The sequence below is a fragment of the uncultured Oceanisphaera sp. genome (assembly GCF_947495715.1).
Classification (GTDB): domain Bacteria; phylum Pseudomonadota; class Gammaproteobacteria; order Enterobacterales; family Aeromonadaceae; genus Oceanimonas; species Oceanimonas sediminis.
Genome location: NZ_CANLZU010000058.1, coordinates 1 through 446, shown reverse-complemented (window position 1 = coordinate 446; position 446 = coordinate 1). Strand labels below are relative to the sequence as shown.

The following is a 446-nucleotide window of genomic DNA, read 5'->3' as shown; positions in this document are numbered from 1 at the left end:
ACCGTCAGTGACGCCGGCGCACATAACTTCGAACAGCTGACTACCGGTGACGCCACGGTCACCGTCACAGACACCGAAAGTCCGGTAACAGCCGAACTGGCGGTGGACCGCAGCACGGCAGAAGAAGGCAGTACCGATCTGACTTACACCGTGATCCTGAAGGACGCGGACGGTAATCCGGTGACCGCCAACAACGCGATTACCGTGACCACCACGCTGGGCGAGGTGACCATCGCCGCCGGCGCGAGCAGCGGTACCCTGACGGTGGCAGTGCAGGGCGATGATGTCTATGTGGACGGGGCCACCGTCAGCAACGCCATCACCGCCATCAGCGAAGCCAACGCCGGTGATGCGGGCAGCCTGGAGCAGCTGAGCTTCGACGGCACGGCCGTGACCACCGCGATCGGCGACAGCACCGACACCACCACCCTGACCTTTGCGGATGT

Annotated in this window: 1 protein-coding gene; it reads left to right on the top strand. The window is 64.1% G+C overall.

The window, feature by feature from the left end; all coding sequences use genetic code 11:
* Positions 1 to 446 (top strand): immunoglobulin-like domain-containing protein (locus tag Q0753_RS16565; RefSeq protein WP_298723733.1); only part of this gene is annotated, 446 nt, incomplete at both ends.